We start from the raw sequence: 12,172 nt of genomic DNA, 5'->3' as shown, positions 1-12,172 counted from the left end.
GTTCCCGGTTCGCCAAGCCAAGAAGGAGGCAACCCGTGCTGGCATTGCGCAAAGGCCGCTATGCGGCGCGTATCGCGGCCACCGAGGATGATCTGGCCCGCGCCCAGCGGCTGCGGTTCCTGACATTCATCGGCGCTGATGCCGTGGTTCCGCCGCAGAACGGCCCGCGCGCCGAAGGCCGCGATGCCGATGCCTTCGACGCGGTCTGCACGCATGTCCTGGTGGAAGAGGTGAAGACCGGCACGCTGGTGTGCTGTTTCCGGCTGCTGCCGCTGACCGGCGGCACCGAGATTGGCCGCAGCTATTCGGCGCAGTTCTATGAATTGTCGGCGCTGAAGAAGTTCGAAGGGCCGATGGTGGAAATGGGCCGCTTCTGCATCCACCCCGACTGGCGCGACCCCGACATCCTGCGCGTGGCCTGGGGCGCGATGACCGCCTATGTGGACGAGCAGGGGGTCGAGATGCTGTTCGGCTGCTCCAGCTTTCACGGGACCGAGGCCGAGGCGTATCACGACGCCTTCGCCATGCTGAAAGACCGGCATCTGGCCCCGAAACGCTGGCTGCCACGGGTGAAGGCGCCCAATGTGTTCCGCTTTGCCCAGAAACTGCGCCGCCGCACGCCGGATGCCAAACGCGCCATGCTGGGCATGCCGCCCCTGCTGCGCACCTATCTGCTGATGGGCGGCTGGGTCAGCGATCACGCCGTGGTGGACCGGGATCTGAACACGCTGCATGTGTTCACCGGGCTGGAAATCCGCGCGATCCCCCCCGCCCGGGCGCGGCTGCTGCGCGGCGTGGCGGGGTAGCGCCAAATTTCTTTTGCAAGAAATTTGCCAAAATCCTTCCAAGGATTTTGAACAAGGCCCCGCCCCCCGTTGACGCCGCCTTCCGCCCCGGATACCCCGCCCGCATGGCACGCGCACCCCTTTTGCAACTCTCCGGCATCTCGCTGACTTTCGGCGGCAATCCGGTATTCGACGACCTTGACCTTGTGGTGCATCCGGGTGACCGGGTGGCGCTGGTGGGGCGCAATGGCTCGGGCAAATCCACCCTGATGAAGGTGATGGCCGGTCTGGTTGAACCCGACCGTGGCGCGCGTGTGGTGCCGCCCGGCGTGGTGGTGGGCTATATGGAGCAGGATCCCGATCTGTCGGGCTTTGCGACCTTGGGCGATTTCGCCGCGGCACAACTGCCCGAGGGCGAGGAATACCGCGTGGCCATGGTGGCCGAGGGATTGAAGTTCACGCCGGAAACGCCGGTCACATCCGCCTCGGGTGGCGAGAAACGCCGCGCGGCGCTGGCGAAACTGCTGGCCCATGCGCCCGAACTGATGCTGCTGGACGAGCCGACCAACCATCTGGACATTCAGGCGATCCAGTGGCTTGAGGAAGAGCTGAAAGGCACGCGCACCGCCTTCGTGCTGATCAGCCACGACCGGGCGTTCCTGCGGGCGCTGACCAAGGCGACCCTGTGGATCGACCGGGGGCAGGTGCGCCGCCGCGAATCCGGTTTTGACGGTTTCGAGGACTGGCGCGAAACCATCTGGGCCGAAGAGGATGACGCCCGCCACAAGCTTGACCGCAAGATCAAGGCCGAGGCGAAATGGGCGGTTGAAGGCATCAGCGCCCGGCGCAAGCGCAATCAGGGCCGGGTGCGGGCGCTGGCCGCGCTGCGCGAGGAACGCGGCAGCCAGATCCGCCGGCAGGGCACGGCCCAGCTGGAGCTGGAGGCCGGCCCGCAATCGGGCAAGCGCGTGATCGAGGCCAGGGGCATTTCCAAAGCCTTCGGCGACCGGGTGATCACCCGCGATTTCGATCTGCGCATCCTGCGTGGCGACCGCGTGGCCTTTGTCGGCCCCAATGGCGTCGGCAAGACCACGATCCTGAAAATGCTGACCGGTGAAATTGCGCCTGACAGTGGCAATGTGGTGCTGGGCACCAACCTGCAAATTGCTGTGTTCGACCAGACCCGCGCGCAACTGGCCCCGGACGAATCCTTGTGGGACAACCTGACCAATGATCCGACGATGGCGGTTTCGGGTGCCTCCGATCAGGTGATGGTGCGGGGTGTTCCGAAACATGTGGTGGGCTATCTGAAGGATTTCCTGTTCGACGAACGGCAGGCCCGCGCCCCGGTGCGCAGCCTTTCAGGCGGTGAAAAGGCCCGGCTTTTGCTGGCCCGCATCATGGCCAAGGAATCGAACCTGCTGATCCTGGACGAACCGACCAACGATCTGGATGTGGAAACGCTGGATCTGTTGCAGGACATTCTGGGCGAATATGACGGCACGGTGCTGCTGGTCAGCCATGACCGCGATTTCATCGACCGCGTGGCCACCGCCACCGTGGCGCTGGAAGGGCAGGGCTCGGCCACGGTCTATCCCGGCGGCTGGTCCGATTATCAGGCGCAGCGCGGTGTGGCGCAGGTGGAGGAGGTGTTCGACGCCCGCCGCACCACGGCCCCGGCCAGCACAAAGCCTGAATCGCGGCGCAGCGAGGGGCTGAGTTTCACTGAACGCAAGCGGCTGGAACAACTGCCCGACGTGATCGAAAAGCTGGAAGCCGAGATCAACAAGCTGACCGACCTTCTGTCATCCGACGATCTGTTCCAGAAAGAGCCGGTGAAGTTCCGCAAGGCGGGCGAGATGCTGGCCGAACGGCAGAAGGTGCTGGCGGCAGCCGAGGCCGAATGGCTGGCGCTGGAGGAAAAGGCGGGCGGCTGAGGCCGCCCTGCCGTGTGACTGTCACATGCAGTTTTGCTGATCGACATTCGGGATCAGGAATTCCCTGTCGTCGCCCGCATCGCCCTGCAACCAGACGCCCTCGTTGTCGGCCGCGCCAAAGACCAGCCCCTGCGGCATCAACTGCATCAGCAGCGCGCCATTCTTGGCGGCGCTGAGGGTAAAGCCGCCCTGCGAGCCATCCGTGTTCACACAGACCTGCCTGTCGCCGCGCGCGGTGCAGCTTGCCTGAATCGCATGGGTCGGGTCGGGGGCGTTGACTGCCACCAGAACATCCACCACCACGCCGCCCTGCGGGGCACGCTCGGCCGACCGGATCACCATCATCTGCCGCACGGTCTGGCGCGGATGCTGCGCCAGATGGGCGCGGGTATAGCTGCGGACGAAACAGCCATCGCTGGCCGCCCCCCGGCTGTTGAAATGCGTGTCCAGCACATTGCGGGCCTCGGCCGCCCCGCCGGTCAGCACCAGGGCCAGAACAAGAAGATTGCGCATCAGTTTTCCTTTGGATGAGAATGATTTATCAGGAGGTTGCCCGCACGCGAAAGGCAAGTGACAGTTTGCCGGGCGGCAGGTGCGCGCGGTGCCACCGGCTGGCTGCAAGCCGCGCCGCAGCAGGGGTCAATAGCAGGCTTCGGGCGCCACGTTGGGTACCAGAAACTGCCGGTCATCGCCCGCGTCGCCCTGCACCCACATGCCGCCCTCGGGGTTGTCGAAAATCAGCCCCTGCCATTTCAGTGATACCAGCAGTGCGCCGCCCTTGGCCGCCTGCACCGTCACGCCCCCGGCGGAACCGTCTGCGGGTGTGCAATCCAGCACACTGCCAAGCGGCGCGCAGATCACCTTGGCAAAGTTGCTTTGCCCGCCCATGCCGTTCTTCAGCTCGGCAAACAGATCAAGCACCGCACCACCCCTCGGCCCGGGCGTTTCCGACAGGATCACCGTCAGCCGCGTGACCGTCTGCTGCGGGTGCTTGCGCATATGGTCGCGGCTGTAGACCCGGTCGAAACAGCGGTCGCTGGGCTGCGACGGGTTTTCAAAATGGGTCTCCCGCACATTGCGGGCCTCGGCAGCCCCCGCAGCGATCAGCAGGGCGAAAACGAGCAGGGCGCGCATGGGGTATCCTTTGTGTGATGCACCGGCAGCAGGCCGTCGCCCGGGCACAAAAGACAAGTGACAGTTGCCGTCATGCCGCGCCGCGCGGCGTCAGAACGGCCCCAGCGCCGCCTGCACCTTTTTCGGCAGGCCCGCGCGGATGATGCGGTAGGATGTCGTCAGCCGTTCGGCAATCTCGTCGGACTCCACGCTCCACGGCAGGCGCACCCAACTGGCATGGAAATAGGGCGCGCGCACCGCCCGGCCCATTTCGATCAGCAGGGCGGCGGTTTCGGTATCGGGGCATTTCACCGACACGCCATCATCCATCACACCCACCACGGCAAACATCTTGCCGCCCACCTTCCAGGCATCATGCCCGCCGCCCCAGGGATCCGAAATCTCGGCCCCGGGCAGGGTGGCGCAATGGCGGTTCACAAGGGCGCGTGTCATGGGCCAAGAATAGCACTCCCGGCCAGGATGTTACAGCATTTCAAACAAAAACATCGCGGTGAAAAACCTGACACGGCCTAGGCCTGGCCCCGGCTCAGCGCCTATCACGGCGCCATGAAACGCCCCCGGGGCAGAAACGGAGACAACGATGCGCAGCGCAAACCTTTCAACCCTCTGGACCATGATTCTGGCCGGTTCGGTCGCCACCGTGGCCTTTGACGCCTTCGGGCAAAGCCTGTCGCCGATGCTGGGCTTTGCCAGCCTTGCCCCTGTGCCACTGGCCAACAACGTGATCAAGGTGCTGACCGGCGCAGCCTATGGGCCCGGCGCGCATTTCCTGCATTATATGGCGGGGCTGCTGGCCTATCCCTTTGGCTGGATGTTCATCGCCGAACCTTTGGCGCGGCGCTTTGCCCCCGGCCTGCCGTGGTTCCCGGTGGCGCTGCTGTATGGTGTGGGCCTGTGGGTGTTTGCGATGTATTTCATGGCCACGCTGATCGCGGGGCAGCCGGCATTCCTGGGCTTTACCGGCATCACCTGGGTGGCGCTTGTCGGCCATGTGCTGTTTGCCGTGGTCGCGGCCATGGTGGTGCGCTGGCACGAGGCGCGGATGATAGCCTGACACGCCGCGCCCCGCGGGTTTTTCCTTGCCCGCGGGGCCGGTTTTGCGCTATGCCCGGGGCCATGAAAACACGCATCGCCCCGATCTGCTGCATTACCTGCTGACATCGTTCCGGCGGGCGGCTGTTTTCGTTTCCACTCTATGACGAAGGGGCCCGGGCCGGGACGGGGGCAGGGATGGCAAGCGGGGCCTGCCTCTGGCGGGGAACGACCATGACCGGCATCCGGCTTTACAACACGCGCACGCGGCGCAAGGAAGATTTTGTCCCGCTGGATCCCGGCAATGTGCGGATGTATGTCTGTGGCCCCACCGTCTATGACCGCGCGCATCTGGGCAATGCCCGGCCGGTGGTGGTGTTTGACGTGCTCTACCGTCTGCTGCGGCATGTCTACGGCGAGGGTGCCGTCACATATGTGCGCAACTTCACCGATGTGGATGACAAGATCAACGCGGCGGCACTGGCCCGCCAGCAGGCGGGCGACCCCCGCCCGCTGGAGGCGCTGATCCGCGAACGGACCGAGCAAACCATCGGCTGGTATCACGCCGACATGGATGCGCTGGGGGCCCTGCGCCCCGATCACGCGCCAAGGGCCACGGAATACATCCCCCAGATGGTGACGATGATCGAAGGGCTGATCGCGCGCGGCCATGCCTATGCCGCCGAGGGCCATGTGCTGTTTGACGTGCGGTCCTACCCCGCCTATGGCAAGCTGTCGGGCCGGTCAGTGGATGACATGATCGCGGGGGCACGGGTGGAGGTGGCCCCCTACAAGCGCGACCCGATGGATTTCGTGCTGTGGAAACCTTCGTCAGGCGAGGAACCGGGCTGGGATTCGCCATGGGGCCGGGGCCGCCCCGGCTGGCATATCGAATGCTCGGCCATGGCGCTGGACCTGCTGGGCGATACGTTCGACATTCATGCGGGCGGGATGGACCTGCAATTTCCGCACCACGAGAATGAGATCGCGCAATCCTGCTGCGCGCTGGCGGATGAGGGTGATCCGACTGGGGCCAAGAAATTCGCGCGCTATTGGCTGCACAACGAGATGTTGCAGGTGGAGGGGAAGAAGATGTCCAAATCCTTGGGCAATTTCTTTACCGTGCGCAATTTGCTGGATCAGGGTTATCCAGGGGAAGTGATCCGGCTGGTGATGCTGGGGACGCATTACTCGAAACCGATGGACTGGACGGCGGAGAAGGCGAAACAGGCAACGGAAAAACTACGAACATGGGCGCATTTAGTTGCAGGGGTTAAGGCTGGCGAAGTAAGTGAAGATGTTGTGTTTGAACTAGAAGATGACTTGAACACTTCTGAGGCGCTGACGGAACTTGGAAGAATAGCGGAGAATGGCGACCCAAGCGTGTTATTGGCGACAGCCGAGTTCTTGGGGTTTGATCTAGCCCAGATTGCAAATGAGGACTGGGCCAATGCATATGTGTTTGAATTGCCTGATGGCACAGTGAAGCGAGAAGGCTTCGACTATATGCCTACCGTTGGCGTAATTGGTTGGGGTCCATTCCCCGAAAATCTAGCAAGCTCGGCTATGGACGTAGTTCGAAAGTGGCTAGACCTTCGGCGTGAAAAGGACTTTGAGCGCGCGGATAATCTGAAAAAGAAAGCTGAGGTTGCTGGCTTGTCTTTGCGTGCCTATCGCACTGCAAACGGCACGAACGGGGGGCAAGGGCATTTGAACGGTCGTGCCACTGTAGCAACAATAAAAAGTATACTCGAATGACCCCCGAACGCCTCCACCTCTATGACACCACCCTGCGCGACGGGCAGCAGACGCAGGGCGTGCAATTCTCCACCGCGGAAAAGCGGCAGATCGCCATCGCGCTTGACCAGCTTGGCATCGACTATATCGAGGGTGGCTGGCCGGGTGCCAACCGCACCGACAGCGATTTCTTCGCCCATGCCCCGCAGACCCGGGCCAGGATGACCGCCTTTGGCATGACCAAACGGGTAGGCCGGTCGGCGGAGAATGACGATGTGCTGGCGGCTGTGCTGAACGCGGGCACCGGCACCGTCTGCCTCGTGGGCAAGAGCCATGAGTTTCATGTGACCACCGCGCTTGGCGTCACACTGGCCGAAAACCTTGACGCGATCCGCGCCTCCATCGCCCATGTCACGGCGCAGGGGCGCGAGGCGCTGTTCGATGCGGAGCATTTCTTTGACGGCTACCGCGCCAACCCCGGCTATGCGCTGGATTGCCTGCATACGGCACTGGCACAGGGCGCGCGCTGGGTGGTGCTGTGTGACACCAACGGCGGCACCCTGCCTGCCGAGGTGGGGCGCATCACCGCCGAGGTCATAGACGCGGGCATCCCCGGCGACCGCCTTGGCATCCATTGCCATGACGATACCGGCAATGCGGTGGCGTGTTCCCTGGCCGCCATCGACGCGGGTGCGCGGCAGGTGCAGGGCACGCTGAATGGCTTGGGCGAACGCTGCGGCAATGCCAACCTGACAACGTTGATCCCCACGCTGTTGCTGAAGCAACCCTATGCCAGCCGCTTCACCACCGGGGTCACGCATGAGGCATTGGCGGGGCTGTTGCGGCTCAGCCGGTCACTGGATGACATTCTGAACCGGGTGCCGCAGCGTGCCGCGCCTTACGTTGGCGCCTCGGCCTTTGCGCACAAGGCGGGGCTGCATGCCAGCGCCATCCTGAAAGACCCCAGCACCTATGAACACATTCCCCCCGCGCTGGTGGGCAACGAACGCATCATCCCGATGAGCAATCAGGCGGGCCAGTCGAACCTGCGCGCGCGACTGGCGGCGGCGGGCATTGCGGTGGCCCCGGGCGACCCAAGGCTGGGCCGGATTCTGGAGGTGATCAAGGACCGCGAGGATCAGGGCTATGCCTATGACGGCGCACAGGCCAGCTTTGAGCTGCTGGCGCGGCGGGAACTGGACCTGTGCCCCACATTCTTCGAGGTAAAGCGGTATCGCGTGACGGTGGAGCGGCGGAAGAACAAGTATAACCGCATGATCTCATTGTCCGAGGCGGTGGTGGTGGTGAAGATCGGCGACCAGAAGATGCTGTCGGTGTCGGAATCCATGGATGCGGCGGGCACGGACCGCGGGCCGGTGAACGCGCTGGCCAAGGCGCTGGCCAAGGATCTGGGGCCCTGGCAGGCGGTGATCGACGACATGCGGCTGGTCGATTTCAAGGTGCGCATCACGCAAGGCGGAACCGAGGCCGTTACCCGCGTGATCATCGACAGCGAAGACCGGCAGGGGCGGCGCTGGTCCACCGTGGGGGTTTCGCCCAACATCGTGGACGCCAGTTTCGAGGCGCTGCTGGATGCGATAAACTGGAAGCTGATCCGCGATGTGGGCCAGCCCGGGACTGTGGGAAAGGCGGCGGAATGACTGCGCGCGAGGCGTTCTTCACCATCCATTCGGGGCTGGTCCGCGAAGGGCCGGGCGACCGCGACAGCCTTGACTGGGCGGTGGCGCAGGCGGGCACCGGGCCGGATGCGCGGGTGCTGGATGCCGGTTGCGGCCCGGGCGCCGATATTGCGTCGCTGCTGGCCCATGTGCCGCAGGGCCATGTGACAGCGCTGGACAAACACCCGGACTTTGTCGCACGGGTGGCCGAAGCCCATGCCGCCGACACGCGGGTGACGGTGCGCGAGGGTGACATGCTGGCCCCCGACGGCCTGTTCGATCTGATCTGGTCGGCGGGCGCCATATACAACATGGGCATCACGCCGGCGCTGATTGCGTGGCGCAGGCATCTGGCCCCGGAAGGTCGGGTGGCATTCTCGGATGCGGCCTGGCGGCACGACGCACCTTCTGCCACGGCGCGGGCCTTCTGGTTGGAATATCCGGGCATGACCGACCGGGCGGGAATTCACGCGCAGGTGGTTGCAGCGGGTTACACCGTCATCGCGGATCGGTGGCTGTCAGATTCAGCCTGGGCCGCCTACTACACCCCCCTCGCCGCACGGGTCAGCGCCCTGCGGGCCGCAGGCGACCCGGCCCTTGCCGAGGCATTGGCAGAGACCGAGGCGGAACTGGCGGTGTGGCGTGACCATGGCGGTGACTACGGTTATCTGCTGGTGGTGGCGGAGCCTGCCGCATGAGCCTTGCCGCCTGCGCCGCCATGGTCGAACGCGGCGACCCAGACCGTTTTGCCGCCACCATGGCGGCCCCACCCACCGCCCGCGCGGTGCTGTTCCCGCTTTATGCCTTCAATCTGGAGGTCGCCCGCGCCCCCTGGATGACGCAAGAGGCGATGATTGCCGAAATGCGGCTGCAATTCTGGCGTGACGCTGTGGCCGAGGCGGCAGAGGGAAGGGTCAGGGCGCATGAGGTGGTGACACCGCTGGCGCAGGTGATCCGCGACCATGCGCTGCCCGTGGCGGTGCTGGATGCCATCGTGGCCGCGCGCCGCTGGGACATTTACCGCGATGCCTTTGCCGACCGCGCGGCGTTTGACGCGCATCTGGCCGATACGGCGGGCGGGCTGATGTGGCTGGCGGCGCTGGCGCTGGGGGCCCCTGCGGTGGCGGAACCGGCGGTGCGTGATGCGGGCTGGGCCATGGGGCTGGCCAACTGGCTGCGCGCCGTGCCAGAGTTGGAGGCGCGGGGCCGCATCCCGCTGGTCGATGGCCGGGCCGAGGCTGTGGCGGCGCTGGCGGGCGACGGGCTGGCCCGGTTGTGGCGGGCAATGCCCGCCCTGCGCCGGTTGCCCGGCTCTGCCATGCCCGCCCTTTGGGCCGGGTGGCAGACGAGCGGGCTGCTGGCACTGGCGCAGCGCGAACCGGGGCGGGTCGCCGCCGGTGCGCTGCACCTGACCGAGTTCCAGAAACGCGGCGGGCTGCTATGGCGGGCCTTCACCGGGCGGCCCTGAAACGGGGCCAACCGTTACTTCGCCAGCAATTCCTGCACCATCGGCTTCACCTTGGTCCCGTAAAGCTCGATGGAACGCAAAAGCTGTTCCGGCCGCATCGTGCCCTGCGAATATTTCATGTCAAACCGCGCCAGACCCAGCGTTTTCACCGTAGCCGCAATCTTGCGCGCCACGGTCTCGGGTGATCCCACATACATCGAACCACCATCCGCCTCGGCGTCGAAATTCGCGCGGGTGGTGGGCGGCCAGCCACGTTCCCGCCCGATGCGGTCATGCAGCACGCGGTAGCCGGCAAAAGCCTCGTCGCGCGCCTGCGCATCACTGTCAGCCACATGGCCGGGCGAATGCACGCCCAAGGGCAGCGGGTCGCCCCCCGCCTGTTTCCACGCGCGTTTATACAGATCGACAAAAGGCAGAAACCGGCGCGGCTCGCCCCCGATGATGGCCAGCATCATCGGCATGGCATAGCGCACCGCCCGCACCACAGACTCCGGGCTGCCACCCACGCCGATCCATGTCACCAGACCATCAGGCCCCAGCGGCGGGTAAATGCGCTGGTCCTTCAGGGCAGGGCGGGTGCGGCCCTGCCATGTTACCTCCTCCTCGCGGATGAGGGTGCTGAACAGGTCCAGCTTGTCGTTGAACAACAGTTCATAATCGTTCAGCTTGTGGCCGAACAGCGGAAAGCTTTCAGTGAAGCTGCCGCGCCCCAGGATCACCTCACCCCGGTCGCCGGAAATCGCGTTCAGCGTGGAAAACCGCTGGAACAGCCGCACCGGATCATCCGAGCTCAGCACGGTCACCGCCGTGCCCAGCCGGATCCGGCTGGTGCGCGCCGCAATCGCCGCAAGCAGGATCTCTGGCGCGGTGATGGCGAAATCATCGCGGTGATGTTCACCCAGCCCGATGAAATCGACGCCCACGGAATCGGCCAGCACCGCCTCTTCCACCACATCGCGCAGCACAAGCCGCTGGTCGCGCAGGCTGCCATCAGATTCGCGCGTCACATCGCCAAACGTGCCAAGGCCAAGTTCTACTGTCATCGAAAGTCTCCTTTGACGCAGAGTTAGGGGCTGCGATGCGCCCTGTCACCCTTCGCCACAGCACAGAGACAGTGCGCCCATTCAGGCTTTTGGCCGCATCGCCTGCCAGATCAGCGCGCCACCCGCCAGCACCAGAAACGGCAGCATGGCGATGTTCACCGCGTTCCAGCCCGCCTGCACCGTGCCGCCCGAACAGTTCATCAGCCCGCCCGACGACAGCGAGGCCATGGTCACGCCGCCGAACACGATCAGGTCGTTCATGCCCTGCAACCGGCCGCGTTCCTCGGGCCGCTGCGCGCTTGCCAGCATGGTGGTGGCCCCGATGAAGCCAAAGTTCCACCCGATGCCCAGCAATATCAGCGCGCCGAAGAAATGCGTCAGCGTCACGCCCGACAGCGCCACCACCCCGGCCCCCGCCAGAATGAACAGCCCCAGCGCCACCACCTTTTCCACCCCGAAGCGCGCGATGATGTGGCCGGTGAAGAACGACGGCGCATACATCGCCAGCACATGCGCCGACACCACATCGGCGGCATCCGCCGTCTGGAACCCGCAGCCCACCACCGCCAGCGGCGAGGATGTCATCACCAGATTCATCAGCGCATAGCTGACCGTGCCGCAGATCACCGCCACCGCGATGCGCGGGGTTTTCAGCAGCTCCAGCCGGCTGCGGCCAAGGCTGGCACCCGGCACCGGGGCAGCGGGTTTGGGGATGTTCAGCAGCGCGAACAGGAACACGCCCAGCACATTCACCGCAATCACCGCCAGATAGGTGCCAAGGAACGGCACCACCATGCTTTCCGCCGTGACCTTCACAAGTTGCGGCCCCAGCAGCGCCGACAGCAACCCCCCGGCCATCACATAGGAAATCGCCTTGGGCCGGTAGGCATCCGACGCGGTATCGGCGGCGGCAAAGCGGTAAAACCCCTGCGCCGACATGTAGATGCCGGTCAGGAACGCCCCCAGCAAGAACAGCGGGAAGGACGCGTAAAGCAGCCCCGTCGCGCCGATCGCCGCACCAATCGCCCCCGCCACCGCCCCGGCCACAAAGCCCGCGCGCCGCCCGTGCCGCTGCATCAGCGCCGACAGCGGCGTGGCCGACAGCATGGATCCGATGACCATCAGCGAGATGGGCAAAGTGGCAAAGCAGGGGTTCGTCGCCAATGTTTGCCCCGCCAGCCCGGCGATGGTAAAGACCATCGGCATCTGCGCGCCAAGAATGGCCTGCGCGCCCACCAGCACCCAGACATTGCGGCGGGCCAAGGCATCGGAGTCGGTTGTGGCGGACATCTGAACCATGGCTATCGGTAGGACCGCGCCCGGGTGCCTGCAAGGCCGAAAGCGGCATCCTGTGCAG

General features: G+C 65.1%; 12 protein-coding genes. 7 read left to right on the top strand and 5 right to left on the bottom strand.

The annotated features are described in order from the left end of the window. Nucleotides 1–35 precede the first annotated feature (35 nt). Both GEU84_RS02445 and GEU84_RS02440 read left to right on the top strand, forming a co-directional pair. Nucleotides 36–806: a GNAT family N-acyltransferase gene (locus GEU84_RS02445; RefSeq protein ID WP_174539271.1), complete on the top strand. Its 771-nt coding sequence runs from the start codon at nucleotides 36–38 to the stop codon at nucleotides 804–806. A gap of 104 nt (nucleotides 807–910) precedes the next feature. Beyond that, nucleotides 911–2,722, top strand: coding sequence for an ABC-F family ATP-binding cassette domain-containing protein (locus tag GEU84_RS02440; protein ID WP_152823893.1), 1,812 nt, complete (start codon nucleotides 911–913; stop codon nucleotides 2,720–2,722). Nucleotides 2,723–2,743: 21 nt separating this feature from the next. On the opposite strand, the gene GEU84_RS02435 is transcribed toward GEU84_RS02440, so the two are convergent. From GEU84_RS02435 to GEU84_RS02425, 3 genes are all read right to left on the bottom strand, one after another. Further along, nucleotides 2,744–3,235, bottom strand: coding sequence for a hypothetical protein (locus GEU84_RS02435; RefSeq protein ID WP_152823892.1), 492 nt, complete (start codon nucleotides 3,233–3,235; stop codon nucleotides 2,744–2,746). Nucleotides 3,236–3,361: 126 nt separating this feature from the next. Continuing rightward, on the bottom strand, nucleotides 3,362–3,856 hold the full coding sequence (locus tag GEU84_RS02430) for a hypothetical protein (protein ID WP_152823891.1): 495 nt from the start codon (nucleotides 3,854–3,856) through the stop codon (nucleotides 3,362–3,364). A 90-nt stretch (nucleotides 3,857–3,946) separates the two neighbouring features. Beyond that, nucleotides 3,947–4,288 (bottom strand): MmcQ/YjbR family DNA-binding protein, encoded by a 342-nt coding sequence (locus tag GEU84_RS02425; RefSeq protein WP_152823890.1) that lies wholly within the window; start codon nucleotides 4,286–4,288, stop codon nucleotides 3,947–3,949. 148 nt (nucleotides 4,289–4,436) lie between these two features. On the opposite strand from GEU84_RS02425, the gene GEU84_RS02420 reads away from it, so the two are divergent. The 5 genes from GEU84_RS02420 to GEU84_RS02400 all read left to right on the top strand — a co-directional run bounded on the left by GEU84_RS02420 (nucleotide 4,437) and on the right by GEU84_RS02400 (nucleotide 9,772). Further along, a complete protein-coding gene (locus GEU84_RS02420) occupies nucleotides 4,437–4,910 on the top strand; it encodes a hypothetical protein (RefSeq protein WP_152823889.1) in 474 nt (157 codons plus the stop codon). Nucleotides 4,911–5,122: 212 nt separating this feature from the next. Next, the gene (gene cysS, locus GEU84_RS02415; protein WP_152823888.1) at nucleotides 5,123–6,646 is read left to right on the top strand and encodes a cysteine--tRNA ligase; all 1,524 of its coding nucleotides are present in this window, start codon (nucleotides 5,123–5,125) and stop codon (nucleotides 6,644–6,646) included. Next, nucleotides 6,643–8,286, top strand: a complete 1,644-nt coding sequence (gene cimA, locus GEU84_RS02410; RefSeq protein ID WP_152823887.1) for a citramalate synthase — start codon at nucleotides 6,643–6,645, stop codon at nucleotides 8,284–8,286. The genes cysS and cimA overlap by 4 nt, the downstream gene beginning before the upstream one ends. Beyond that, nucleotides 8,283–9,002 carry a class I SAM-dependent methyltransferase gene (locus GEU84_RS02405; protein WP_152823886.1) on the top strand — a complete coding sequence of 240 codons (720 nt, stop codon included), beginning with the start codon at nucleotides 8,283–8,285 and terminating at the stop codon, nucleotides 9,000–9,002. The genes cimA and GEU84_RS02405 overlap by 4 nt, the downstream gene beginning before the upstream one ends. Further along, nucleotides 8,999–9,772, top strand: coding sequence for a squalene/phytoene synthase family protein (locus GEU84_RS02400; protein ID WP_152823885.1), 774 nt, complete (start codon nucleotides 8,999–9,001; stop codon nucleotides 9,770–9,772). The genes GEU84_RS02405 and GEU84_RS02400 overlap by 4 nt, the downstream gene beginning before the upstream one ends. A 14-nt stretch (nucleotides 9,773–9,786) precedes the next feature. On the opposite strand, the gene GEU84_RS02395 is transcribed toward GEU84_RS02400, so the two are convergent. Both GEU84_RS02395 and GEU84_RS02390 read right to left on the bottom strand, forming a co-directional pair. Then, on the bottom strand, nucleotides 9,787–10,815 hold the full coding sequence (locus GEU84_RS02395; protein ID WP_152823884.1) for an LLM class flavin-dependent oxidoreductase: 1,029 nt from the start codon (nucleotides 10,813–10,815) through the stop codon (nucleotides 9,787–9,789). Nucleotides 10,816–10,896: 81 nt separating this feature from the next. Beyond that, on the bottom strand, nucleotides 10,897–12,114 hold the full coding sequence (locus tag GEU84_RS02390; protein WP_152823883.1) for an MFS transporter: 1,218 nt from the start codon (nucleotides 12,112–12,114) through the stop codon (nucleotides 10,897–10,899). Nucleotides 12,115–12,172 lie beyond the last annotated feature (58 nt).

It is taken from the genome of Fertoeibacter niger, assembly GCF_009380135.2.
Lineage (GTDB): Bacteria > Pseudomonadota > Alphaproteobacteria > Rhodobacterales > Rhodobacteraceae > Fertoeibacter > Fertoeibacter niger.
Note: the sequence above shows the minus strand (reverse complement) of the source record. Positions and strands in the feature narration are given on the sequence as shown.